The sequence below is a fragment of the Candidatus Falkowbacteria bacterium genome (assembly GCA_013336275.1).
GTDB lineage: Bacteria > Patescibacteriota > Patescibacteriia > Patescibacteriales > GWE2-39-37 > JAAXUA01.
The window spans coordinates 67,586-90,374 of the sequence record JAAXUA010000001.1 but is presented as its reverse complement, the minus strand read 5'-3'; the positions used below and the strand labels follow the sequence as shown (position 1 = coordinate 90,374).

The 22,789-nt window shown below is 49.6% G+C and carries 23 protein-coding genes; 3 read left to right on the top strand and 20 right to left on the bottom strand.

Annotated elements, in window-relative coordinates; all coding sequences use genetic code 11:
• Window positions 1-143: 143 nt before the first annotated feature.
• From HGA34_00380 to HGA34_00330, 11 genes are all read right to left on the bottom strand, one after another.
• On the bottom strand, window positions 144-926 hold the full coding sequence (locus tag HGA34_00380) for an alpha/beta fold hydrolase (protein NTW21986.1): 783 nt from the start codon (window positions 924-926) through the stop codon (window positions 144-146).
• Between the two features lie 8 nt (window positions 927-934).
• Complete coding sequence (gene raiA / locus HGA34_00375; protein NTW21985.1) at window positions 935-1,261, bottom strand: ribosome-associated translation inhibitor RaiA; 327 nt, start codon at window positions 1,259-1,261, stop codon at window positions 935-937.
• Between the two features lie 39 nt (window positions 1,262-1,300).
• Window positions 1,301-1,681, bottom strand: a complete 381-nt coding sequence (locus HGA34_00370) for a response regulator (GenBank protein ID NTW21984.1) — start codon at window positions 1,679-1,681, stop codon at window positions 1,301-1,303.
• Window positions 1,682-1,716: 35 nt separating this feature from the next.
• Window positions 1,717-3,861 (bottom strand): GAF domain-containing protein, encoded by a 2,145-nt coding sequence (locus HGA34_00365; protein ID NTW21983.1) that lies wholly within the window; start codon window positions 3,859-3,861, stop codon window positions 1,717-1,719.
• 6 nt (window positions 3,862-3,867) lie between these two features.
• A complete protein-coding gene (locus HGA34_00360; protein ID NTW21982.1) occupies window positions 3,868-4,623 on the bottom strand; it encodes a class I SAM-dependent methyltransferase in 756 nt (251 codons plus the stop codon).
• A gap of 108 nt (window positions 4,624-4,731) precedes the next feature.
• On the bottom strand, window positions 4,732-5,484 hold the full coding sequence (locus HGA34_00355; GenBank protein NTW21981.1) for a type 1 glutamine amidotransferase-like domain-containing protein: 753 nt from the start codon (window positions 5,482-5,484) through the stop codon (window positions 4,732-4,734).
• Between the two features lie 3 nt (window positions 5,485-5,487).
• A complete protein-coding gene (locus HGA34_00350; GenBank protein ID NTW21980.1) occupies window positions 5,488-6,468 on the bottom strand; it encodes a zinc dependent phospholipase C family protein in 981 nt (326 codons plus the stop codon).
• A 6-nt stretch (window positions 6,469-6,474) separates the two neighbouring features.
• Window positions 6,475-7,638 (bottom strand): RIP metalloprotease RseP, encoded by a 1,164-nt coding sequence (gene rseP / locus HGA34_00345; protein NTW21979.1) that lies wholly within the window; start codon window positions 7,636-7,638, stop codon window positions 6,475-6,477.
• Between the two features lie 67 nt (window positions 7,639-7,705).
• Window positions 7,706-8,260 carry a ribosome recycling factor gene (frr, locus tag HGA34_00340; protein ID NTW21978.1) on the bottom strand — a complete coding sequence of 185 codons (555 nt, stop codon included), beginning with the start codon at window positions 8,258-8,260 and terminating at the stop codon, window positions 7,706-7,708.
• A gap of 109 nt (window positions 8,261-8,369) precedes the next feature.
• On the bottom strand, window positions 8,370-9,443 hold the full coding sequence (locus HGA34_00335; GenBank protein ID NTW21977.1) for a hypothetical protein: 1,074 nt from the start codon (window positions 9,441-9,443) through the stop codon (window positions 8,370-8,372).
• Between the two features lie 74 nt (window positions 9,444-9,517).
• Window positions 9,518-10,576 (bottom strand): DNA polymerase III subunit, encoded by a 1,059-nt coding sequence (locus tag HGA34_00330; GenBank protein NTW21976.1) that lies wholly within the window; start codon window positions 10,574-10,576, stop codon window positions 9,518-9,520.
• A gap of 92 nt (window positions 10,577-10,668) precedes the next feature.
• Here HGA34_00330 and HGA34_00325 point away from each other — a divergent pair, with 92 nt between their 5' ends.
• From HGA34_00325 to HGA34_00315, 3 genes are read left to right on the top strand one after another with little or no spacing between them, the layout of a single operon-like run.
• The gene (locus HGA34_00325) at window positions 10,669-12,039 is read left to right on the top strand and encodes a sugar transferase (protein ID NTW21975.1); all 1,371 of its coding nucleotides are present in this window, start codon (window positions 10,669-10,671) and stop codon (window positions 12,037-12,039) included.
• A gap of 5 nt (window positions 12,040-12,044) precedes the next feature.
• The gene (locus HGA34_00320; protein NTW21974.1) at window positions 12,045-13,154 is read left to right on the top strand and encodes a glycosyltransferase family 4 protein; all 1,110 of its coding nucleotides are present in this window, start codon (window positions 12,045-12,047) and stop codon (window positions 13,152-13,154) included.
• Complete coding sequence (locus tag HGA34_00315; GenBank protein NTW21973.1) at window positions 13,141-14,247, top strand: glycosyltransferase; 1,107 nt, start codon at window positions 13,141-13,143, stop codon at window positions 14,245-14,247. Before HGA34_00320 ends, HGA34_00315 begins: the two co-directional genes overlap by 14 nt.
• Here HGA34_00315 and HGA34_00310 read toward each other — a convergent pair whose 3' ends face one another.
• The 9 genes from HGA34_00310 to HGA34_00270 all read right to left on the bottom strand — a co-directional run bounded on the left by HGA34_00310 (window position 14,248) and on the right by HGA34_00270 (window position 22,785).
• Complete coding sequence (locus tag HGA34_00310) at window positions 14,248-14,889, bottom strand: methyltransferase domain-containing protein (protein ID NTW21972.1); 642 nt, start codon at window positions 14,887-14,889, stop codon at window positions 14,248-14,250.
• 22 nt (window positions 14,890-14,911) lie between these two features.
• Complete coding sequence (locus tag HGA34_00305) at window positions 14,912-16,174, bottom strand: glycosyltransferase family 39 protein (GenBank protein NTW21971.1); 1,263 nt, start codon at window positions 16,172-16,174, stop codon at window positions 14,912-14,914.
• A gap of 13 nt (window positions 16,175-16,187) precedes the next feature.
• Window positions 16,188-17,117, bottom strand: coding sequence for an NAD-dependent epimerase/dehydratase family protein (locus tag HGA34_00300; protein NTW21970.1), 930 nt, complete (start codon window positions 17,115-17,117; stop codon window positions 16,188-16,190).
• 20 nt (window positions 17,118-17,137) lie between these two features.
• On the bottom strand, window positions 17,138-17,833 hold the full coding sequence (locus HGA34_00295; protein NTW21969.1) for a glycosyltransferase family 2 protein: 696 nt from the start codon (window positions 17,831-17,833) through the stop codon (window positions 17,138-17,140).
• 4 nt (window positions 17,834-17,837) lie between these two features.
• Complete coding sequence (locus HGA34_00290; GenBank protein ID NTW21968.1) at window positions 17,838-18,632, bottom strand: glycosyltransferase; 795 nt, start codon at window positions 18,630-18,632, stop codon at window positions 17,838-17,840.
• Window positions 18,633-18,779: 147 nt separating this feature from the next.
• Complete coding sequence (locus HGA34_00285; protein ID NTW21967.1) at window positions 18,780-19,571, bottom strand: class I SAM-dependent methyltransferase; 792 nt, start codon at window positions 19,569-19,571, stop codon at window positions 18,780-18,782.
• Window positions 19,572-20,675, bottom strand: coding sequence for a glycosyltransferase family 4 protein (locus tag HGA34_00280; GenBank protein NTW21966.1), 1,104 nt, complete (start codon window positions 20,673-20,675; stop codon window positions 19,572-19,574).
• 1 nt (window position 20,676) lies between these two features.
• Entirely contained in the window at window positions 20,677-21,195 is a 519-nt protein-coding gene (locus HGA34_00275) for a serine acetyltransferase (GenBank protein NTW21965.1), read from the bottom strand.
• A gap of 75 nt (window positions 21,196-21,270) precedes the next feature.
• Entirely contained in the window at window positions 21,271-22,785 is a 1,515-nt protein-coding gene (locus HGA34_00270) for an oligosaccharide flippase family protein (GenBank protein NTW21964.1), read from the bottom strand.
• Between the last annotated feature and the right edge of the window lie 4 nt (window positions 22,786-22,789).

Sequence of the window (22,789 nt, the reverse complement as noted above, 5' to 3'; positions counted from 1 at the left end):
ATAATCCTGGGTTTTTAGCTAATATTAAAACAATAAATATTAAGCAACCCCCTTGTTTTGAATTTTGCGCCTTGGACCTGAATATTAACCAATATTCCGTTATTTCCTCCTACACTATAATAAAAATGGCTTAAAAAATCAAGCTAAACTTTAGAGATGAAATTGTAGATCATTTCCATGGTAATTATCTTGCCCTCCTCATCCAAGAGGTTAATGTCATGGTTGTCTATAGGCACGCAGACCATCTCGCGCAATTCGGGGCCGACATGCTTGCAGACATACTTTAACGCGTGGTCATTATCCAAGAGATCGCTTTGTTCAGCTTGCAGCAGTAGCATCGGTTTATTGACTTTCAAAAAATCCTTGACCGTGTTGCGCCGGATGAAATTTCTGATCTGGCCGGCGACTTTGACTGGAATAAAGCCGAAGGCTCCATCCCGATCAACGTTGTTCTTGCGATAAAGCGGCCCGCTTTTGCGTATATACTCGACTCCGAAGAGCTGCATGATCGGCTGCACGATATTAAGGATGAACCAGATTCTCCAGTTGAAGAATATCGGCATTTCCCAGGCAACCACAGCTTTGACCCGCGAACCATCCTCGACCGCCAGACGCAGCGCGATATTGCTGCCGAAGGAAATACCGATCAGATAAACGCTATCGAACTCGGATAAGAGCCGGTTGAGCCACTTTTTGGATTCAACGAGCCAGTCATCGGGCCCATACCGCTTAAGGTCGTCCATTTCTCCGGTGTGGCCAGGCATGATCGGCCTGGCTACCGTATACCCTTTTTTGTGGAAATATTTGAATAGCAGGTCGGTCTGCTCAATGTTGATGGCGAAGCCATGGATAATCAGAACGGCTTTGCCGTTCTGACCCTTGAGATATAATTCTGATTCAGGCAGATCCTTTTGATATTGAGGCATGGCTTGCTCTATGCAGTCTTGCGACGACGCTCGATCAGCTTTTCCTTGTACTTGGTGATCGACTGGGCCAAATGATCCTTGACCTTGTCAATCGACTTTGTCAGGTCTTCTGCGCTCTTCTCGATCACCAGTATGGAGTTAGGCAATTCCAAGACGACTTCAGTGCGGTAGATGTCGCCGGTCTTCTGTCCGCCGACCAGCAGTCCGACTTCGACATGGCAGGCGACCGGCTGTATCTTGCCCAAGTACTTATCGAGCATATTTATTTTCTTGTCGACATATTCCTTGATTTCCGGGGTCAACTTGATTTTCGTTGCTTTGATTGTGTATTTCATATGTTTTTTGTTCATGGCTCCCTCCGGGCCGACGAACGATTAGTTTTTAAGATACCCTAGGGCCTTGGCGGCCACTTCGCGGGGTAGGAACTGCATCTTGATTAGAAAATCAGCCGCTCCCAAGCGGAAGCATTCTTCAATAACCTCTTTCTTGTTCAGATTGCTCAGAACCACGACTTTGATGTCCTTGGCGGCCTGCAATTTCTTCAATTCGGACAGTATTTCCTGGCCAGGCATGTCGGGCAAGACCAAATCAAGCATTATCAGGTCAGGCTTGTTCTTGAGAGCCATGATTATTCCTTGCTTGCCATTATGAGCCTTGGATACGCTGAACCCGGCTTTTGCCAGCGACACTTCATACATCATGAGCTGGTCATCGTCGTCTTCAATAAGCAGGATTTTGGGTTTAGTTGTGGCCATATACAAGTATATTCTACTCCTTGAAAATTAAAGAATCAACTTACTTTGGCGACCGGCAAGGTCAGGGCGAAAGTCGTTCCCTTGCCGATTTCCGTCTTCTCAATCTCTATTTTAGCTCCAGGGGTCGCATCGACTATCTGCTTGATAATGAACAATCCGAGTCCTGATCCATCCGTATAAGCCTGGACCGCATTGTCAGCTCTGGCGAACTTGCTGAACAATTTAGGGATGTCGGCCTTGGGAATGCCGATTCCAGTATCGGCCACCCGGATGACGACGGCTGCTGCCGAGACCTCAGCGGAGACGATTATCGAGCCCTTGGTGGTATACTGGAAAGAATTGTTTATCAGGTTCACGATGGCCTGTTCGATATATTTCTCGTCGCTCATGATCGGCGGCAAAGGCTTTTTAGGGAGGATGAATTTAAGGGCGATATTCTTGCGGATCGAGGTCCTATACTTATCTTCCTCTATCTTCTTTAAGACTTCATTAAGGTCGGTCGGCTTGAGATTCAGTTCGAACCGCTCGCTGTCCATCTCTGAAGCGCGCAAGATATCGTTGATGATTTCTCCTAGCTTGATCGACTTCTCGAAAGCGCCACGCAGGAATTCCTTGCGTTTAGCTGGCGGTATCGAGCCCTCCTCCAGCATCGAGAGCACCCCCTTGATGACCGTGACCGGGGTACGGAGCTGATGCGAAGTGATATCCAGGAATTCCGAACGCATGTCCATGAGCTTCCTCAGATGCTCGGCTTTTTCCCTGATTTCCTTGGTCTGCTTATCCACTTTCTCTTGGAGCGTCTGGTTGAAATCCTCGACCTCTTTATAAAGCCTGGCATTTTCGATGGCGACAGCAGCTTGGGAGCTGATGATTTGCAGGAAATCCACATCTTCTTTGGTATAGGCGTCTTGTTCGATCTTTTCACCCAATACGACCAAGCCGATAGTTTTCTGATGGATCAAGAGCGGCGCGACTATTTTCGCTCCAAGTTTATCCAAATCCTTGATCAAAGATTCGTTATCGTCGGTAAGTTCGTCGCGGATAATGATTGACCGGTCTTTGAGGAGCCGCTTGCAGATGCTGCCGCCCATCGGCAAAGTCTTGTCCTTGTTCTTCAGGATCGAGAGGCACGCTTTCCGGCTGATGTCGGTGCTTTTGAAAATAAACACATCTACATCCTCCGTAGCTAAGACTCTTTTGAACTCATCAACTAGGGCTTTCAAAAGCTGATCCAAGTTGATGACGCTGTTCAATCTCAATGACATGTCCTTCAAGATGCTTCTTGAATTATAGCCTTTAAAAAACAGTACGTCGCTGGATTTCTGGATCTTCTTAAATAAAGGAAGAAAGAGGACCGCGAAAATCAAGGTGAAAACCGGGGCGATTATGAGCGATTGCGTCTCGTAGATGCTGCCGAACAGCGCCTCCTCGATGAATATTACCAGATAGAAAAACGAGTAAGCATAGGTAGCGATCAAGAAATAAGTATATATCTTGCTCATTATCGTCCTGATGCCCATCAGCCGGAATTTGAGTATGGCGATGGCGAAGGAGATCACATAAATCAGGACGAGGAAGTTGCCGAAAGGCGGCAATTCTATGCCATACCACAGCGGGAAATTAGTGCCGCCCCCGGTGAAGCCGATCAAGGCACCCCAAAAGGCGAAGCCGATCTGCGACTTTCGCACCCCGACTGAACTCCTGTAATGAGTATACAAAAGATAAGTCGCGTAAGGTACGAGAATCAGGTAGTGGGTGATGAAATAAAGATTGTAAACCGGGCCTGGCGTCGGCCAGAAAGAAAAACCGATAATCGGCCGGACACCGCTGACAAAATAATCGGAAAAGGAAAACAGGAAATAGTATATCGAAATCAGATAGTAAAAAATCAGGGTCTTGTTCCGTTTGAGCTCTAACAGCACCAGCACCCAATGAAGATAGAAAATGGACGTCAGCATCGAGCCGATCGAAAGCACTCTGACCCAGAACAAAGCCAGCGTGGCGTCGTCATAGACGGACAACCATCGCCAATAGGCCAACGACCAGATGGAATTAACCAAGGTCATCAGGAAGAATACCCTGTTCACGGGGCGTTTCCGGTTGCTGGAAATGACAAAAATGGAAATTATCAAAGTGACAATCCCATTGATCAGCCCTGATATTGAAAACAGGTATTGCATTTATGTTTATTTTGATGACTTCAAGACCAGCGCTTGACCGGCGAACGAACGTTTTATCTCGATATCTTTGAAATCAAGCGACTCTAGCAGCTCGGCCAGCTCCGCTTTATCCAGGAAACTGTAAACCGAATCCTTGCCTTTTTTCTGGATTTTCAAGGCATGAGAGAGAATGGCTGGACCGTAGTAAAGATTCTTGATTTCCCTAGGGTCGAGTATTTCCCTCCAGGAGGAAAAGAATACCATCCAAAAGTTGACATTCTTGACCGGAGACGACCACACAAACTTGCCGCCAGGCTTAAGGACTCGATACATTTCCCTCAAGACGGCTCGCAGGGCCGCCTTGCCCTCCGCTCCCTCGTGGTTGATGACATATGGCAAAACCAGATTGGCAACAATGCCGTCGAAGTAACCGTCAGCAAATGGCAGCTTATATGACAAGTCGTGCTGCAAGAGCTTGATCTTGCCCCGGTCGCCCGGCGCTAACAGCTTATCCACTTTGTCCTGAGTATACTTAAGCATGGTCTCAGTCAGGTCGAAAGCCGTAATCTCTTCTGCCTTGCCTGCTGAAGCCTGCCAAATAATCTCTACCATAGCACCGGAGCCGCAACCGACATCGAGCCACTTGCCGGATACGCTTTGGCCGATGGCCTCATTCATATCTTTGATCAGCTTTTTGTAAGGACGAGCGACTTCTAACTGAGGATAGACCTTGCCATATTCTTCGCCCCAGAATTTAACTTCTTCGGTAGAATACTTCTTCATAACGAGTTGTTAATATTGATGATTATATTATACCCCAAAACTGCCTCGAGTGGCAAACTTGAGATATAAAAAATGCGCCGTCTCCGGCGCGTTTTTATTTTTGAACCCCTATTTCGATAGCAAACTGGAAATCGGCTGGAATTCCTTGAGCTGCGGTATTATCTGATTGTGATATTTTCCCTTTTGCCAATATATTTTTCTAGCACAGGCGGTTTTTTTAGAGGTAATCACCCTGTATCCGTCGTCGATCACTTCAAGGGCGGCGCAGTTATCCAGCGCGATCGCGACGCCTGGCGTATTGCGCATCATCCGTTTGAGCGATTGCTGCCGCGGCTTCTCGATATCGTAATGAGGACAGGCCAATGCATCGATCAGATTCAGCCCCGTCACCTTGATTAATGTGCTATCGTGCTTATCAGCAAAGCGGCGAGCGTCGCTATTCCCTTGCCTGAACCAGCAATTGCAGCCGGCCGAGAGGCCCGACATAACCTTGCCGTCACGATAAGCCCTGAAAAGCAGCTTGTCTACGCCCAGCCTGCGCCATAACGTCACCATTTTCAGCGTATTGCCTCCGCCGACATAGATAATGTCAGCTGATTCTATCTTCTCCCTGATCTGTTTTCGGGTCAGCGTGCCAGCCACCAGCTGGAGCGAGTCGGTCAGGCAGCCGAGGCGGCCGCCATAATGCTTATTGAAATTCTCGACATATCCAGGGGCGTCGCCCGATGCCGTCGGCACGAAGAGCGCCCTGGGCTTGGCTTTACCGCTCAAACGGATGATCTCTCGGTCGATAGCCGTAGTTTCCGGCTTGAAGCCTTGGCGCCCGATCTCGCCTCCGCCGATTGCGATGATTTTTTTCATAGTCTATTGCGCCACCTTCTGACTTTTCGGCAGCGAGGATAAATGATGGTGCTCATACTTGGAATCGAAGAAATAGCGGATATCGGCGACCGGCATCCCTACCTTGCCGGTATTGAGGCTTTCGCCGCGAATGATTTCGGCCGCCTCAGCTCTCGTGATTTTGCCGGAGTAATAATTGTGCGCCACTGCCACCATCTCGACAGCGTAAGCGCCAGCTTCATTGAACAGATCATAGATAGTGGTGATTTTCGGCTCGCCGGTGACTATGTCGCGATAATTGATGGTCTTCGGGATGATGCGGTTATCGCGCTGCAGGTTGCCATAAAAGATGCCCAAAAACATCTTGAACTTCGACCAGCTCGAGTGCTTGATGAAACGATAGAAGAGATAGAGGATATCCAAGACGAAATTGTTGCGCAAAAGCCCGTAAACCATGGACTTGCGCTTGAGGGTGCGCTCGATCTCGCGCGGGGTCGTATGATATAGCTTGCTGATGTAATGCGGGAAATAAAGCGACCTCAAGACCTTGAAGTTGACGTAATCATTGAAATAATAGGTTTGGTTGACCTGGGCATCCAGATAGGTCTCGAGGTGCCGGTGCAAGTAGACGGCTTCATTCGCCTTTTTCGGGTCAGGATCATAGTAATTTCCCGAAAGATAATAGATCATCGGATGGAAGATGATGTCCAAGGCGCAGTGCGTGATATATCCGAAAACGAAAGCCAGGTCTGCTTCGCTCTTCTGTTCGCGCGCCTTGTCCAAGAGCTTGAAGATGATCTCGTTAGTCAGCCCGCCATCGCGGCCATGAAGGATTTCCGAAATCTTGCGGACATCGGATTTGGCGGAGTAGTAGAACGAATCTGGCGCGACGCTGCCAAAATAATAAGGCTTCGAATGCTCTTCGATGATCTTGCTGATCTGCTCCTGGTTGATCTGTCCCAGGAGTTCGTGGGCGAAATATAGATGTGTGTTTTCTTTTGGCATACCTTGTTAAAACCACCCTTTGACCATCGACAAGAACTGCCGCACCGGTCCGATATTGACGATATCGTTGAACGTCACCAGCAAGACCAAGAGCATCAGGAGCATGAAGCCGAAATTATGGATAATGGCTTCCAGCTCGCGGCGGACCGGTTTGCGTTTGATTTTCTCGATTATGAGGAAGAGGACCCTGCCGCCATCAAGCGCTGGGAAAGGTAAAAAATTGATGATTGCCAGGTTGATCGAAAGCAGTGCCGTGAACTGCATCAGGTAAACGAAGCCCATGCGCGCGACTTGGCCGGTCAAAGAAGCGATGCCGACCGGTCCGGCCACCTCGCCCGAAACTCCGCCTCCAGTAACAAGCCCGCTGATCAGGTCATAAAAAGCGACAAGAATCACCCAGGCCAGGACGAAAGTCTGCCTGATGCCCTGCCAGATCGCCTGGTACCATGGATATTTGACCAGGCCGGTCTCGGTCAAGGCGACTCCGATGCCGCCCTTGCCGGTCTCTTGCCTGATTTCCGGCTTGATCTTGAAATCTTTGATTTCGTCCGCGTGTTTGATCTGATAAGTCAGCTCTTTGTCCTTGTTCTCGTCGACATATTTCTGAATGGCCGGATAATCGGCAAATTTCTTCCCATCGATACCCAAGATGATGTCGCCGACCGCCAACCCGGCATTCTTGGCCGGTGACGGATCCATTATCTGCATGATCTGGATCTTGCGATCAGAGATGATGGCGTTCTTGTCGAGCGCATCGAGCGACTGCGGCATGCCGACCATCAACCCGATGGAAATCAGCACGATAGCCAGAAGCATATTCATCGAAACGCCGGCAGACAAGACGACTGCCCGCTTCCAGATCGGCATATTTATGAAATGATTCGGATCGTCGCTCTCGGAGTCGTCTTCGTTAAGCTTCACGAAGCCGCCGAGCGGGATCCAGTTCACGGAATAGATGGTATCAGCTGCGTCATCGACTTCCTTGCTGCCCCGGACTTTCTTCCACTTTCCCGAAACCGATTTATAGATGCCGAAGGCACGCGGCGGAAAGCCGAACCCGAACTCCTCGGCCTTGACGCCGAATTTCCTGGCTGTCCAGAAATGGCCCAATTCATGGACGAAAACGAGAACAGACAAAACCAATATGAAAGTCACTACGGTTAAAAACATAAGTTGAATGTAAAATTAAAAGCTAAAAGCGCAAAGAACATTTGCGCTTTACGCTTCGAACTATACTTTAGATAGTCATTATTTCCTCTTCTTTCTTGTCGCGGATCTGCTTGACCTCCTCGTTGCGGCGATGCACTTCCTCGTCCAACTCCCTGACGAAGCGGTATTTATCGTCTTCGGAAATGTCTTTGGCGTCTTCGGCCGCTTCGATGGTCTGCTTGGCCTCTTCGCGGATCTTGCGCAGAGCGATGCGAGCTTCTTCCATCTGGTCATTCAGCTTCTTGACCAAGTGCTTGCGGTTCTCTTCGGTCATGGACGGTACGGTCAGGCGGATCTTGTCGCCTTCGTTGACTACGCCCAACCCTAGGTCGGCTTCAACGATCGCCTTCTCGATTTCTTTCAGCACGGCCTTGTCCCATGGCGAGACTATCATGCTCCTTGAGTCGGAAACGCTGATCGAGGCCAAGCCGTTCAATGGGGTTTTGGCGCCGTAAGCTTCGGCAATGATGCCATCAAGCAAGCCTGGGTTGGCACGGCCGGTGCGCAACACAGCGATTTCCTTTTTGAAATAATCAACGGCCTTGATGAATTCTCCTTGTTTTTCTTGGATGTAGGTGTTCATGGTAGTGATTTAATTATTATCGAAGGTGCCGTTCCGGCGCATGCCAGGATCCAGAATCCTGTCATAACCCTTATAAGATTCCAGCATGCGCTGGAACGGCAACGCGATTTTACTTTTTCTGCAGCTGTTTGACTGCCATATAGACAGTAGCGGGCAAGTCCGGAGCGATCATCAGTACGGCACCGGCACGGTTAGACGGCAGCTTTTTCGAGGTCCAATTCTTGCCGCCGTCAAGCGAGCGATAAAAGGTGGTATTGGTCACGTAATAGATCTCACTGTCATTCTTCGGGCTGACCGCTAGCGCATTGATAGTAGCATTGGCGTCAGGAGTTAGCAAGTTGATCTTCGACCAAGTCGTGCCGTTGTCCGGTGATTGCAGGATGCCGTAACCGTTGGCCAGAAAGACCAGACCAGAAGTGGAGCCGGAAAAGGTCAGGTCCTTGAAAGTATTAGCCTTGACGAAAGTCTTCATATTGTTGGCCAAGCTCTCCAATGAGCTGCTGCCGACGATCGAACGGTGCAGGCCGGTCTTTTCCCCGGCAACCAGCATTACTTTGCTGTCGAAAGGACTGATCTTGATTTCCGCCACCTTGTCCTTGAGGCGGGTGATGACCTGCCAGCTGTCGCCGCGATCCAGACTCTTCATGATCTCGCCGCGAGAAGTTCCGGCAACCAGCGAATTGTCACTCGGATTCATCACCAGAGCCGATATCTTCAAACTGACGTCATTGTCATAATAAACCTGCGCCCAGGCGCGGCCGCAATCGACCGTCTTCAGTATCTTGTTATCCACTGCGGCATAAATCGTGCAACGGAACTGCGGATCAACCACTAGTCCCCTGACCGTAACGCGGCCTAAGGCGGCCGAGCGCTGCCAAGTGTCTCCCCGGTCATACGAGTAAAGCAGCCCCTCGCCGACCGTGCCGAAATAGACCGTCTTAGGATCGGTCGGGTCAAAATAGATCATGTTGCCATCGACGCTGGCAAAGCTGCCCGCCCGCCCGCTGATCGTCGGCATCAGGCTTTTCGAGACCCAGTTGGCACCCTTGTTGTCGGTACGAAAGATGCCTCCATCGATGCCGGAGGCGGTGTTCGAGTTGTTGCTCTGGACAGAGATGCCGCAACCTGACAGGACGAAGACTAACGCGAGACCCAGAATCATTGATCGAGTTTGCCTTTTCATAAGGTTGGATAATTTTGAGTTGATTTTGATTTCTTATTTATAAAATCTAATGATGGATTCTTCGAGGTTGCAGCTCAAACAGCCATGGCGACTGACTCCAGGACCGACTTGGGGCTGACATTGGCCTTGAGATACTCCTCGGCCTTCCTGATCGATTGGAAAAGCTTGAAAATATCCGGCAGAGACAGGCTGCGGCTGACCGCTTCAAGCTCGGGCATGACGATCTCGTGCTGGACCAGGTCCTTTTGTCCGGCATGAAATAGGATGAGGTCGCGAGCCAGACCCTGCCAGGTCTCCAAGATGCGCCGCGACAGCGTGACTGCCTCCTGCCCCGTAGCTTTGGCACCAAGGAGGTCGCCGATGGCAGCAAAGCGGCCGTTCAGATCGGAGCGCCAGAAACCGAGAAGCGCTTGAGTGCGCTCGACATATGAATCATAAAACTCCTTGTCTTCAAAGAATTTGACGGCTAGGGCCGGGCGGCCGAGAGAGAGGCGGGCCAAATTCTTGGCTTGGCTGCGGCTGGCATTATGTTCCTTTATCAGATATTGGTAAATCGTATCATTGGGTACCGAGCGGAAACGCAGGACTTGGCTTCGGGAAACGATAGTCTGCGGCAGGTTAGCCAGCTCCGTTGCAATCAGAATCACAACCACCTTGTCTCGCGGCTCCTCCAAGGTTTTGAGAAGCGAGTTTCCCGCCTCCTCGCTCAGGCTATCGGCGTGCTTGATGATGCCGATCTTGTATGAGTTCAGAAAAGAACTCAGGCTCAGCTCAGCTATCAACTCGCGTATCTGATCTATCGAAAGATTCTTCTTGTCTTTTTCCCGCTTGACCACATGAAGATCGGCGTGGATGCTAGCCAAAGAATCTTCTTCTCCAGGGCTCAGGCCAAGCTTGTGCTGGCGGCAAGATGGACAGGTGCCGCAGGGCAAAGGTCCGCCCTTACCGCGATTCTGACAGAGGAGGCTATAGGCAAAATAGCTGGCCACCGTGGTCTTGCCCAAGTCGTCAGGCCCGACAAAAATATAGCTGCCAGAAACCTGGTCAGTGGCTAAGGTTCGGCTCAGGAAGCTGACCACGTGGTCATTGCCCAAAAGAGGCCAATTTAATTCAATATTGGCTGATTTATTCATACATATATTATACATTAATCGGGCCAAAAATCAAACCTGATCAAGGCAAGTCCGCTCTTGCCATTTCTCTCTAAAATTAGTATAGTTTAGCCATGAAACCCACTAATAATCTCAAACGATTCATCCTGATTGCGGGTGACCTCTTCTTGCTTTACGCCACCCTGTGGCTGACCTTGCTGATCCGCTATCAGGCCAACCCCAATACCCAGCTCTGGCAGGATCATTTCCCGCCCTTCACTCTGGTCTTCGCCGGCTGGATTTTGATTTTCTATATCTCGAACCTTTATGACCTGCGCCTAGCCGTTAATAACGCCCGTTTTTGGCAGCTCCTCACCCGCAGTCTGGCCATTTCAATCGCCATCGCCATCGCTTTCTTTTATACCCTGCCGCCGAACAGTATCGCCCCTAAGACCAATCTGGCTATCTACAGCTTGGTATTTGTCGTCCTGTTCTCGCTCTGGCGGCAATTTTATAATTGGTCGCTTAAATCCTATCTGCCTAAATACCAGATCGGCATCATCGGTTATAACGACCAGGTCAAAGAATTGATCGCCGAGCTCAAGCGCAGCCCGCATCTAGGCTATCGCGCCGCCTTCATTGTCAACGATCAGGAACAGACAGCCATCGCCGCTACGGATACGCCCATCATCCCGAGTTCGTCCGATCTTAAAAGCATGGTCGAGCAATATCACATCAATACCCTCATCTTCACTGCCAACCCTCATGAATCGACCGAATTGAGCGACTCGCTTTTTTCCCTGATTCCTTTGAAGATAAATTTCATCAGCCTCTCAAGCTTTTATGAGACCGTGACCGGCAAAGTCCCGATTACGGCCATCAATCGCACTTGGTTTTTAGAAAATCTTAGCGAAGGCGGAAAATCCGGCTTCGACTCCTTCAAAAGGACTTATGACTTCATCTTAAGCGTCATCCTATTCGTCATCACTTTGCCGTTGTGGCTGCTGATCGGCCTGCTGATCAAGCTTAGCAGCAAGGGGCCGGTTTTCTTCATCCAGACGCGTCTCAGCCAGAACGGCGAGCCATTCCAGATTTACAAATTCCGCACCATGACCGTTACCGGCAATGATTTTTCCCCGACGGCCAAAAATGACAAGCGTGTCACCAGCCTAGGCGCTTTCCTGCGGACCACCAGGCTTGACGAGCTGCCACAGCTTTTGAATATAATCAAGGGCGAAATGAGTTTCGTCGGCCCGAGGCCTGAACGCCCGGAATTGGTCGTCGATCTGGAAAAGATCGTCCCTTTCTACCGTGAACGCATGCTGGTCAAGCCAGGCGTTACCGGCTGGGACCAGATTTCCGGGGAGTATCACTCACCTTCCTACGAAGACACCATGAAAAAGCTCCAATACGACCTCTTTTACATCAAGAACCGCTCAATCTATCTCGATCTCTCGATCATCTTGAAGACCATTTACACCATACTGAGCCGCGCCGGCATCTGAACGATATGAAGATATTACTAGTCATAACCAAAGGCGATGTCGGAGGCGCACAGAACGTGGTTTTGAATCTGGCTAAAGAATTCAAAAAACACGGGCATGATGTCAACGTCGCCGTCGGCCCAGGACAATATCTCAGGCAGCAGCTGGACGGCTGTCGCGTTCCTCATATGGACTTGGGGTCGCTTGAACGCACCTCGAACCCCCTGAAAATAATCTCATTCATTTACGAAATCAAGCGCTTGCAGGACAAATTTGCTTTCGACGTCATCCACTTCCACAGCTCCAATGCTCTGGCGGGCGGGATGGGCGCTAAGCTGTCTCGCAACCGAGCAGTAACCGCTTTCACCTTCCACGGCCTGTCGGTGCTGGACAAAAATTACGGCAGCCGACTTAAAAAATCATTTTACGCCCAGTATTTCAAATTTTTCTTAAAATTCATTGATCGCGATATCGTCATCTGTCGCGCCGACCGCGACCAGCTGACAGCTGACCGGATCATCAAGGGCGGTGAAATTATCCATAACGGGCTGGCCGCAGAGACGCTATCCTACCTTGAACGGAATGAAGCCAGAACTCTCCTATCACAGATGCTTGACCTCCCGGAGATCGGCCAAAAATACTTGATCGGTTCGATCGGAAGGTTGGCCTATCAGAAGAATTACGAATTCCTCATCGATATTTTCCCAGAAGTCCTGAAAATGCGGCCCGATGCAGCCGCCATCATCATCGGCTCTGGTCCGGAAAAAGAAAAATATTCGGAACTTGTCACTCGTCTGAACCTCAGCAAGCATATCCATATTCTCGAAGGAGTCGATAACGCCAGTGTCTACGTCAAAGCTTTCGACTTATTCGTCCTGCCCTCGCGCTACGAAGGGCTGTCCATAAGCTTGATGGAGGCCATGTTCGCTGGTGTCAACATCTTGGCCAGCAAGGTCGGAGGCAACGAAGAACTTGTCGGTCCAAGCCACCTTTACGATCTCGGCAACGCGGCTGAATTCCTTGAGAAAATCGCTGCGCTCGAAACTCAGGTACCAGCAGCTTATGCTAAAGATGATTTCACGGCTGAGCGCATGGGTTCAAAGCACTTAGAATACTATCAAAATGGCAAGAATTAAGATACTCCATCTCATTACCGGCCTCGATATCGGAGGTGCGGAAGTCATGCTTACCGAGACCTTGCCCAAGCTGCCTGGCTTCGATCATGCCGTCTGCTCGCTTTCAGACATGGGACAGCTCGGCGTCAAGCTGGAGTCGGCCGGGTTCAAGGTCTATTGCCTTGGCGGCGGCAAAAAATTCTCCCCTGCCTCGATTTTAAAGTTCCGCAGAATAGTCAAAACTGAAAAGCCGGACCTGGTCGCTACCCGGTTGATCCATGCCGACATTTTCGGCCGCCTTTTCGGCCGCCTTTTCGGAGTAAAAAGAATAGTCTGCCATCTCGAGTCAGTATTGGACCAGCCGAAATATGATAAATTCTTCTTTGTCGAAAATATTACCCGCTCGCTAGTCGACCACTATGTCGCGGTCGCCACTCCGGTCAAGGAAAAATATCTGGCCAAGACTGATATTGCATCGGAAAAAATATCCGTCATCCCCAACGGCATAAATCTGGAAAAGTTCACCAGCTTGCCGGGCAAGCCGGAGGCGAGACAGACCCTCGGTTTGGCGGCTGATGATTTTCTTGTCGGCTACGTCGGCCGGCTCAAGGCCGAACGCAATCATAGAACCCTGTTGGCTGCGGTGGCCAGACTCAATGGCAGCATTCCCCGTCTTAAGGTCTTACTGATCGGCGACGGCGAAGAGATGGCCAATTTGAAACTGCAAGCGGAGGAGCTTGGGATAACTGATCAGATAGCGTTCATGGGCAGACGGAACGATATTCCGATGTTACTCGCCTCTCTTGATGTTTTCATTTCGCCCTCGTTCTACGAAGGCATGTCAGTGGCCCTGATCGAGGCCATGGCCGCCGGTCTGCCAATAGTCGCCTCTGACATCCCTTCTAACGCCGAACTGATCAGTAATCAAAAAAGCGGGATACTGATCCCGCCCGAAAGTGAAGCCGCCATCGCCGATGCAATGTCTGAACTCTACCGAAACGCCAGGCTGCGCCAAACTTATGGCGAAGCCACGCGGATCGACGCTCAAAAATATTCGATTGTCAGCTGCGCCAGCCGATGGGCAGCCATATACGCCAACCTCTTTACTGATTAATCACTTCCAGCCGATGAACATGTGATTTAAGCCCCACTGGGTCAAGAAATATTTTTTCTTGATCTTGGTAAAGCCCGCCTTCTCCATCCTTTCGATGATTTCCTTATCCAAAAGATAATATTCCTCTTCCTCATCCATACCTCTGATCGAATCAACATCGCAAGTCGATCCGAATATCTTGTCGCGCAGATGGACGACCTTGTGCGCCAGAATTTCCGCCAACGGGTTGCCCATAGTGATGATGATATTGCCGCCAGGCGCCAAACAACGGTAAGCCTCTGACAGCTCCTTGTCACGGTCACGCAGCGGGACATGGTTGATGTTGGCGATGAAAGTCACGCTGTCAAAGGTGCCGTCAGGATATGGCAGACTGGTCAGGTCGGCCACGACATTCTCGTCGGTCAACCCTTCATATTTGAAGACATCGATGCCGACACCCTTTCCGTCCAGGAATTGCACGATGAATTTATTGAACTTGCCGCAGCCGACGTCCAAACAGTTGCCCCTGACCTCCCGGGCGACGTAATCATATCTCTCCGTCATGATCGAGGAAAAGCACCAAAAATCATCCTCGATGAGCAACGGCGCCCTGAATGGGAAAGATAAGAAATCGATTACCTGTCTAGCGGATGTTCTTCTCATTATTTTATTCTAGTTAATTATATTACAAGACCAGATCCCAGACCCCCAGCTTGTAGACATTGAGGCTGGAAAAAAAGATCAATGCGATTAAGATGCCATAATAAATGACCTTGCCCGCCAGTTCGCTACGCTTGGCTGCCAAGCGTCGGACTTCTGCAAGTCCCAAGACGGCGGTCGGATAGATCGCCGGATAAACCAGGAAAGAAAGCGACGGGCGATAATATTTCATGGCGAAAAACAGGGCCAAGAAAGACAGCAAGAAAGTCCAATAATAAAATGCTTTTTTCTTGTCTTCCATCTTATAGACACCATAAACCGAGAGGACCACAGGAACAACCAAGAAACCGAACAGCAACGTGATAGTAAAGTTGGGCAATGCGCTCAGCACGATATTCGACATCTTATAAAGCTCCCAATACTTCACTTTAAGAAACCACGATCCCTGCTCATAACCGGTGACGTTGGCCGAATAAAAACTTACTCCGAGAACGAGTTTGACATAAATGGCCCACAAGGCAGTGGGTACCAACTGCAGGAACATGAAGGCTGCCGCTTCTTTAATCTTCTTGTGCTTAAGGGCGATGATGATAAAGAATAGCGATAGGGCGAATATCTGCTTCCCGAGCATCAAGCTGCCGAAAAGCAATGAATTCACCGCTAGCTTTCTCCAACTCGGTTTCTTCGCGTAATCGAAAAACAGCCACAAGCTGGCGGCTACGACAAAAATTTCCATCATACCCGAACTGGTCGGCTGGGTAACCATCGTGTGGACAAAGGGGGAAAAAATCAGAAGCAGCGAACTGGTGGCCGCGACCTTGTTGCTGAAAAATCTTGCCGTCAGTTCATAGAAAAACCACACAGCCGCGAAAAGCATCAAAAGATTCGCAGCGATCAGCGAACCGAAGACGATGGCATAACTCGGCACGCCAACGAAAAGACGATAAGGAGAGAGTATCAGCGTGGCGAAAATGTCATAAAGCGGGTGATCGACGTACAGGCTGCGCTCTTTGTATGACTCCGGCCAATTCCTTGACTGGAGCACGTAGGACATAGAATCGCAGATGACTCGATAATCCGGGAATGTCTTGAAGAATTTATCGGTCTTTGAAAGATCGCCGCTGCTGGCATTATATTCGTTCTTTATCTTTTCTAGATCCTTGACCAAAAAATACTCGGAACCGAGTTGGCAAGGATTATCCGGCTGGTTGGCCGGATAATAAAGGCTATAAAAGAATTGGAAAACTATAGCGAGAAAAAAAAGCGAAAATAGATACCGTTTTTTCATAAGACGACAACGGTTAGGCCTTGTTCTTCTGGACTTTCTTCCAAGCGATATAATTATCAATACCCTCCCAGATGGTGAACTTGGCGGTGAATCCCAGGCCCTTGGCTTTGGTGAGGTCGGCACAGAAACGGGAAACCTCGCCCGGGCGGGAGTTGGTGTATTCGACGGTCACACCCATTTTCTTGGCGATATACTCGGCGATGTCGCGGACCGAGGTCTCGACGCCGGTGCCGAAGTTGTAGACCTGTCCGGCCGAGTTCTGCGTCTCCATCACCATGTCGTAAGCCGAAATCAGATCCTGGATATACATGTAATCCCTGGTCTGCGAGCCGCTGCCGAAGACTTGGAGATTTTCTCCATGCAAAGCGCGCCTGACCATGATCGGAATCAAGGCGCCGAATTGGCCATCCTTCTGCCCTTCACCGAAAATATTGAAAGGACGTACTACGGCGACGTCCAGATTGTAAGTCTTGAAATAAGCGTAGCACAGGCGGTCAGCGGCGGCCTTGGTGGCGGCATATGGGCTGTGCGGCTTCAATGGGGCGTCCTCGTTCAGAAGATCCATCCCCGGGTTAACGCCATAAACCTCGCAGGTGCTGGCGTAAATCAAGCGCCCGCCGAATTCCCTGACCGCCTCCAGCACATTCATCGTGCCGTAGACATTCACATCCACGAAGGAGTAAGGCAACTTGATCGATTCATCGACATTGATATTGGCGGCCAAGTGAAAGATAACATCATGATCGCGAACCGTCTTGCGCACCAGTTCTTTATCCGTCACGCTACCCCAAACCACGCGCGGCTTAGCCGCTAAAGCATCCAAGTGGTTTTCCGAATGTTCGCTGTAGGTATTCAGGACCGTAACATCATGTCCTTTGTCTAAGAAATGCTTGGTCAGGTGAGATCCCTGGAAACCCAGTCCTCCTGTGATTAGAATCTTCATAAATAGTAGCCTAATTGGTTTTAATTAAATCGGCATTTGAGCATCCGGCTCAGCATCATGAAGGCATGCTTGAGCCTGATTTTCTTGCCTTCTTCCAGATTCCTAGGATTATAAGACACCGGAACCTCTTTAATATGATAACCGCCTTTAATGACTTTAGCAAGAATCTCCACCTCGATATCGAAGCTATTGGCCTCGAATGTCAAATTTTTGCCAATCTTAGAGATAAACATCTTGTAGCCGCAGTTCACGTCAGTCAACCAGATAAAATATAGGAAATTAAAGGCCGTAGTGATGCCGCGATTGGCCAAAAAATACTTCAGATAACTCTTGTTATAAAAATTCATCGGCCGGTCCAAAAATCTCGATCCCAAAACCAGGTCAGCCTTGCCTTCGAGGAGGGGTTTCATCAAAGATTGGAGATCGTTGGGGTCGAGTTCCAAGTCGGCGTCCTGGATGACGATATAATCACCGCTGGCGACAGCCAAGCCGGTACGGATCGCTCCGCCCTTGCCGGTATTCTTCTCATGATAGATGACCCGATGGCGCTCCTCGATCGGCTTCAGCATGTCCTTCGATCCATCAGTCGAACAATCGTCGACGATGATTATTTCCTTTTCCGTGCCTTCGGGCAAGCTGGCGGCTTCAACCTTGCTCAGATTTTCCCTGATCGTCCGGGCTTCGTTGTAACAGGTGATGATGATTGATAGTTTCATAAAGCTACTTCGATACTATTTTTTTAAAAAAATTCTTAACGCCTTCCGGCACGAATCGCCTCAAGTCCAGCCAATAGACGGCAATGGCCATATACGCCGGATACTGCCCGCGCCTGATGGCGGCCAAGCGGGCCTTGCGGGCGAAATATTTCTGCCTTTCATAATGCTTGACGCCTAGAGCCTTGTCGGATTTGCGCCAAAGCAGCAAAACCTCAGGCAAATTGCAGACTTGGTGCTTCTCCATGACGCGAAGCCACAAGTCGAGATCTTGGGCATAGGTATATCGCTCGTCATAGCCGCCCACCTGTCCAACCACGCTCTTGCGGAACATGACCGCTGGGTGGTTGATTTGGTTGGAAAACAAGATCAAGCTTCTGACCTCCTTATCGGAAAGGCCTGGACGATGTTCGCCTATCCTTTCACCTTGGTCATCGATGACGTCGGCAAAGACGGAAACAACGGCGGTTTCGGGGTGTTTGTCCAGATATTCGACCTCGCGGGAGAGCCTTCCAGGAAGCGAAACGTCATCGGCATCCATCCGGGCGATATATTCGCCTTCAGCTTGAGCCAACGCCCGGTTCAGGGTCTTGGTCAGGCCGATGTTTCCCTGTTCGCTATATCTTATGCGCTGATCTTTGTCGGCGTATTGCTTGATCACCTTTCCCGAGTCATCAGTCGAGCCGTCATTGAAAATCAGAAACTCAAAATCCCTGAAATCCTGCGTCAAAATGCTCTCGATCGCCTGAGACAGGTGCCGGCTTTCGTTATAGACGCTCATGATGACGCTTACCTTGGGCATATTATTTTATAATATTTTAATAATCCCCTGAGCTAATCCGGCTTCCGGCATGGTTTTTATAGCGCATACGTACTCGTCTAAGCAGGAAAAGCCATGCCGGAAGCCGGACCAACGAAGATTGCTTACCAATAAAATTTTCCAAGAATCTTATTTCCTTTTGAAAACTAAAAGGGTGATGTGTCCGGCCGAACGATCGAACAGCAAGGCGATAAGCCGCCTGATTATTTTCGAGACGAGATCGTTGCCATCATGCACTTTTTGCAAGAAGACCTTGAGCGCCGGAACTTCGTCCTTGATGCCCTTGATCGCTCCGTAATTCTGCCGCATCACCAGCTCGAAGCCGTGTTTCTCGACTTTGGTCTGGACCGACCGCCCGTCCAGCATGAACTGATAGAAACTCTCTTTCTCAAAGATATCCGGCAGTGCACGGTAGCCGCCGAACTTGATCTTGATTTTCCTGAGCAAGGACATGTGCGGGAAAGTCAGAAAAAGATACCCACCCGGCTTGACCACCCTGGCCGCCTCGGAAATTATATCATCGAAGCCGTCATAAAAATGCTCGATCACCCCGAGTGACCAATATCCGTCAAAGAAACTGTCCGCAAAACCCATCTTCTTGACGTCTTGGATTTCGATCTTCAATTCCGGCATCAGCTCCTTGGTTTTCTTGATGGTCTTTTCGGCATAATCGACGCCGTAAGCATCATAGCCCCACTCTCCGAGCGCGTAGACCAGCTGGCCGATGCCGCAGCCGCCCTCGATGATGCGGCCGCCGGACGGCAGGAATCTTTTGGTGTTTTTCTTGACGATGCGGTTCCTCAAACCCTCTTTTATCTTATTCTCCAGTTGACTGGTTTCCCAATGGCTGTCCCAATAATCGGAATCGGCGCGATTCTCGACCATAACCAGCCGGTTATTTTTTTTGTCGAAATAAACCATTTATTTTTGTAATAATAGATTATATTCTGTCAGCTCGCTTTTCAGGATGACATCAAGGGCGTTGTTTTCCGAAATGAACTTGGCTGCTTCCGCACCCATCTGCTGTCGCCGCGTCTCATCACCAAGCATTTCGATAACCGACTGGCGGATTGAAGCGGAATCCGTCTCGCACAACAGGCCGTTCCGTCCATGATCGATCAAGTTCTCTATGCCCTGAACCCTGGCGCCGATCACCGCCGAACCGCAAGCCATAGCCTCGAGTAGAACCTTGGGATTGCCTTCATATAATGAAGGCAATATGAATATCTCATGGCGATTGATTTCTTCGGGCAACAGATTATTGGCCAGGTTGCCCTTGAGATTGACTCGCAGATTCTTCTCCTTAGCCACGCTCTCCAATTTCTCCCTTAGAACACCCTTGCCATAGATATCCAATTCCACATCCAGCCCCTCCAGAGCCTCAAGAAGATTGAGCAGGTTCTTCTCCTTCTCGAGCCGGCCGATAAAAATCATGCTGCGAGGCTGCTTGGCTAAGCCGAGCGGCTTGAAAAGGTCGACATCGATATAATTCGGCACGACCTTGATCTTCCCTTCTTTTAACTTATATCTTTTAACCGCGTAATCCCGAGCTAAACCAGTGGTCACAAAAACCTTATCAGCCAATCGATAGCTTATGAGCTCTAGCAGATATATCAAGACTTTTTTGATGGGTCCTATTTTCCAACCGATCGAGGCTTGCGACCACTGGTAGCCGCAACGCACCACCGCTTTCTTGCCGAAAAGATAGCGAGCGATGATGGCCGACCAGGCCCCCTGCATCTGATTGGTCTTGTAGATATCAGCATCCTTAAGCTCCTTGCGGTAGACCCAAGGCAGAACCAGGCTGTAAATCTTATCAGGAATATTCAATTTCTTGGGCAGGATTACGATATTGCTCTTGAACTTGCCGGAATACATCGCGTCTTCTTGCCCATAGGTCACGAAATATATCTTTTCGAAGCTCTCGGCCAGGCGGTTGTAGGGCTTGACCTCGCGATCGAACATCCCGACCTTTTCCCAGGTCTTCAAGGATACGCCATTGGTGAAAAATAAGGCCAGTTTCATATTAGTCAGTTACGAGATTAGAGGCGTAATCCGGATAAGCTCCTTTGTCGGAGACTATCTGACCCGGGTTGCCGATAACGACCGAGTTTTCCGGGACATCGAAATTGACATAAGCCCCTGGCCCGATCAAAGTATTCCGTCCTACCGTTATACCTCCGACGATTACAGCGTTCGGCCCGATCCAAGCGCCATCGCCTATGGTCGGATATCCGATTTTGGCGCCTCGCTGAACCTTGCCTAGCGTCACGCCATGGCCGATGCTGACATTCTTGCCGATTACGGCTTTTGGATTTATAACCACCCCACCGAAATGCCCCAAATACAGGCCTTTGCCGATTTCAGTCTTTTCGGAGATATCGAAGCCGAACCTGTACTTAAGCCCGCGCAGCTTAAGCCAATTGCAGGCATAAAGCGGTTTGGACAACAGGCTGCCGTTCTTGAAATAGTAGCTGCACTTCCGCAATCGATAAGAAAACCTGAAACCAGGAATAGCGAAATAGGCCTTGAAAAAAGCCGCCATGCCCGTCTTGCCGTAATAGCGATACAGGTCGCCCTCGATTTCTTTTTTGAGTTCGCTTCTTGTCATGTGGTTATTTTAGAAATTCCAAACTTTCCTGCCCATAGCCTCGTTGATAAAATTCCTATCGCTCTCATCAAAAGCTTTGTTACAATATGATGCGAACAAATAGACCGAAAATGAAACGAGTGAAATCAATCCTAACTGCGCAATGCTTTTGACATGGCTGCTGGCGAGGTACAAGACGAGAATCATCGGCACAGAGTTCAGGACCATGACCAGAAATGCTTTCCAAGGATAGCGCAGCTCCAAACCGAAGCGCTTGAAGGTGAGGAGATAATAAGGTATCAGCAGGATACTGGTAGTCCCGGTCGCCAAGATGGCGCCACCATAACCGAAGCGAGGCACGAGCAGCAGGTCCATCAGGAGGTTATAAAGATAAAAGGTCGAGGCCCGCAAAGCGATTTTCGACTCCTCGATAGTATAAAGCACGACTGAAAAGGCTGACAAGAATTGGGCAATGAAAGCGAAGCCAGCGGAAACCGCGAACCAGCCGACTATCCCGGGGTGGCCCGATCTGAAAACGATCGTCATTATCTCCTCTGCCAAGACTGCGAAGATTACCAGAACCGGCCAGATGGTGAAGAACGTCACCTTGTTTATTATCTGGAAAAAATGATTTACGGTCGACTTGTCATGGTCCAAGGAATACTTGTGCGTCAGGAAACTGATAGAGATCGAACGCAGCACGTTGCCAGGAGAAAAGGCGAAAACAGTCAGCGGAATTCCGAAGGCCAAAGAATAAAGCCCCACCTCCGCCTGTCCCCAGAAGTATGAGATGATAAAGACATCAGCAACCCGGTCGCGGAAGAGGTACAAGATATTATGGATCCACAACTGCACGCCGAAATTGAAGAACCGGCGATACGGCAAGGCTTCGGTGCTGCCATTCTCGGGTAAAGAGTAAACGCTTGTCCTAATCTTGTAAGAGTAGAGCAACAGCGCGGCTAACTCCATGAAACACCAAACATACAGGACTCCGGTTATGCCGTAACCTGATCTCAACGACAGATAGAAAAGCGCGAACTTGAAAACGTTATAAAAATTCTTGACCAGGCCGAAAAACTTATTCTCGAATATCGATACCAAGGCCGCATCGCCCACGATCTGCGATTGCAGCTTGAATAGAATCAGCAAAAGTATCAGCGGCAGCAGGCCGTTGAAGTATTCCGGCAACTTGAAAAAATCAATCACATAATCTCTAAGGAAGAAAAATGCCGCACCGAAAACGATTATCGCGACAAGACGGCTGGCTAGGGCCGAAGTGATGATCTTTTTCTGGAATCCGGCATCCTTTTTGGCACGATATTCAGGCAAGTACCGCTGAACGACCGAAACCAGGCCGAATGAGGTGGCGATGTCGACAAAAAGGATGAAGCTGCCGACGAAATTGTAAAAACCGAAATCTTCCAAAGACAGCTTCCTGACGAGCAAAGCTATTGTTAAAAAGCCGAAAAAAGCACCGACAATTATTGCGGAGTACTGATAGGCTGAGCCGAGGAATAATTTGCTTTTCAGGTTGTCGACGCCCATTTGT

Bases quoted from the DNA above. Each gene is read 5' to 3' on its own strand.
- HGA34_00370 (NTW21984.1), bottom strand. From the start codon at position 1,681: ATGGCCACAACTAAACCCAAAATCCTGCTTATTGAAGACGACGATGAC.
- HGA34_00320 (NTW21974.1), top strand. From the start codon at position 12,045: ATGAAGATATTACTAGTCATAACCAAAGGCGATGTCGGAGGCGCACAG.
- HGA34_00305 (NTW21971.1), bottom strand. From the start codon at position 16,174: ATGAAAAAACGGTATCTATTTTCGCTTTTTTTTCTCGCTATAGTTTTC.
- HGA34_00335 (NTW21977.1), bottom strand. From the start codon at position 9,443: ATGAAAAGGCAAACTCGATCAATGATTCTGGGTCTCGCGTTAGTCTTC.
- HGA34_00290 (NTW21968.1), bottom strand. From the start codon at position 18,632: ATGCCCAAGGTAAGCGTCATCATGAGCGTCTATAACGAAAGCCGGCAC.
- HGA34_00295 (NTW21969.1), bottom strand. From the start codon at position 17,833: ATGAAACTATCAATCATCATCACCTGTTACAACGAAGCCCGGACGATC.
- HGA34_00350 (NTW21980.1), bottom strand. From the start codon at position 6,468: ATGCCAAAAGAAAACACACATCTATATTTCGCCCACGAACTCCTGGGA.
- rseP (NTW21979.1), bottom strand. From the start codon at position 7,638: ATGTTTTTAACCGTAGTGACTTTCATATTGGTTTTGTCTGTTCTCGTT.
- HGA34_00325 (NTW21975.1), top strand. From the start codon at position 10,669: ATGAAACCCACTAATAATCTCAAACGATTCATCCTGATTGCGGGTGAC.
- HGA34_00380 (NTW21986.1), bottom strand. From the start codon at position 926: ATGCCTCAATATCAAAAGGATCTGCCTGAATCAGAATTATATCTCAAG.
- HGA34_00360 (NTW21982.1), bottom strand. From the start codon at position 4,623: ATGAAGAAGTATTCTACCGAAGAAGTTAAATTCTGGGGCGAAGAATAT.
- HGA34_00355 (NTW21981.1), bottom strand. From the start codon at position 5,484: ATGAAAAAAATCATCGCAATCGGCGGAGGCGAGATCGGGCGCCAAGGC.
- HGA34_00365 (NTW21983.1), bottom strand. From the start codon at position 3,861: ATGCAATACCTGTTTTCAATATCAGGGCTGATCAATGGGATTGTCACT.
- HGA34_00270 (NTW21964.1), bottom strand. From the start codon at position 22,785: ATGGGCGTCGACAACCTGAAAAGCAAATTATTCCTCGGCTCAGCCTAT.
- HGA34_00285 (NTW21967.1), bottom strand. From the start codon at position 19,571: ATGGTTTATTTCGACAAAAAAAATAACCGGCTGGTTATGGTCGAGAAT.
- HGA34_00330 (NTW21976.1), bottom strand. From the start codon at position 10,576: ATGAATAAATCAGCCAATATTGAATTAAATTGGCCTCTTTTGGGCAAT.
- raiA (NTW21985.1), bottom strand. From the start codon at position 1,261: ATGAAATACACAATCAAAGCAACGAAAATCAAGTTGACCCCGGAAATC.
- HGA34_00275 (NTW21965.1), bottom strand. From the start codon at position 21,195: ATGGCGGCTTTTTTCAAGGCCTATTTCGCTATTCCTGGTTTCAGGTTT.
- HGA34_00315 (NTW21973.1), top strand. From the start codon at position 13,141: ATGGCAAGAATTAAGATACTCCATCTCATTACCGGCCTCGATATCGGA.
- HGA34_00300 (NTW21970.1), bottom strand. From the start codon at position 17,117: ATGAAGATTCTAATCACAGGAGGACTGGGTTTCCAGGGATCTCACCTG.
- HGA34_00280 (NTW21966.1), bottom strand. From the start codon at position 20,675: ATGAAACTGGCCTTATTTTTCACCAATGGCGTATCCTTGAAGACCTGG.
- frr (NTW21978.1), bottom strand. From the start codon at position 8,260: ATGAACACCTACATCCAAGAAAAACAAGGAGAATTCATCAAGGCCGTT.
- HGA34_00310 (NTW21972.1), bottom strand. From the start codon at position 14,889: ATGAGAAGAACATCCGCTAGACAGGTAATCGATTTCTTATCTTTCCCA.